Source organism: Aminobacter sp. P4_H6_2 (assembly GCF_056400805.1).
Window position 1 is genome coordinate 1 of sequence record NZ_JBFUKO010001012.1, and the last position, 1,169, is coordinate 1,169.

2 protein-coding genes are annotated in these 1,169 nt (G+C 61.5%); both read left to right on the top strand.

Translation table 11 applies throughout. The annotated features are described in order from the left end of the window. Nucleotides 1-490: extracellular solute-binding protein (locus tag AC1DUU_RS32545; RefSeq protein ID WP_476787407.1), on the top strand; the 490-nt coding region annotated here is incomplete at its 5' end. Nucleotides 491-640: 150 nt separating this feature from the next. Continuing rightward, nucleotides 641-1,169: serine hydrolase (locus tag AC1DUU_RS32550; RefSeq protein WP_476787408.1), on the top strand; the 529-nt coding region annotated here is incomplete at its 3' end.

A 1,169-nucleotide genomic window follows, 5' to 3' on the forward strand; every position in this document is an offset into this window, starting at 1 on the left:
GTGCACGGCCGACAAGGAAGTGCTGAAGAAGGTGCGCGACCTGTTGGTTGCGGCCAAGCCGAACTGGATCGCCATGGAATATGGCGCCATTGACAAGATGAAGGCCGGCGATTTCCAGGCGTCCACTACTTGGAACGGGGCCGGACTGCGCATCCGGCTGGCGCGTCCCGAAGTTCACTTCGGCTATCCGAAGGAAGGTTTCACCTACTGGAGCGACAATGTCGTCGTGCTGAAGGATGCCAAGAACGTCGAGAATGCCAAGCTGTTCCAGAATTTCATCATGGACCCCGAGATCGCGGCCGGGCTTTCCGCCTTCCACCGCTATGCAAACGGCATCGCCCAGTCCGAGAAGTTCATGCCCGCAGACATGAAGGACGCACCCGAGATCGTCATTCCGGAAGCCAGCAAGCCGCATGGCACGATGGCCATGATGTGCGCGCCGGAAACTGATGCGATCTACACCAGGATCTGGACCGAGCTTCAGAAGTAAGGGCTGTCCCTTCTCCCCATTTACGGGGAGAAGGTGCCCCGAAGGGGCGGATGAGGGGCTGCACCAAGCCTTGAAGAGTTCGCGCCGTCCCTCATCTGCCTGCCGGCATCTTCTCCCCGTAAACGGGGAGAAGAGATAAGGTTGAGAGACATGAGTTCCTACCGCAACAGCGATGTGCCGCCGCCGATCATGCAAGGCTCGCCGCCGGCCATGGCGCCGTCCCGGCTGGACTGGGACACCCCGCCCTGGAACCGCTGGTCGTTCCAGCATATTCGCGAAATACTGCCCACCGCCGAGGTGTGGCGCGGTGCGGGACCGGTTCGCGCCCTGCCGCGCGCCGAGGTCGATCTCGACCAGTTGCCGGTCACAAACAGCGAAGGCAAGTCGACGACGCTGGCCGGCCTGCTCGACGAAACCTATACGGACGGCATTCTGGTGCTCAAGGACGGCAAGATCGCCTATGAGCGCTACTACAACGGCATGACCGAGCGCACCCCGCATCTGTCGCAATCGGTGGCGAAGTCGGTGACGGGAACCGTGTTCGGCATCCTGGCTGGACGAGGGGTCGTCGATCCGAAGAAACTTGTAACCGATTATCTACCCGAACTGGGCGTGACCGGCTGGCGCGGCGCAAGTGTTCAGCATGTGCTCGACATGACCACGGGCACGCGTTTCAGCG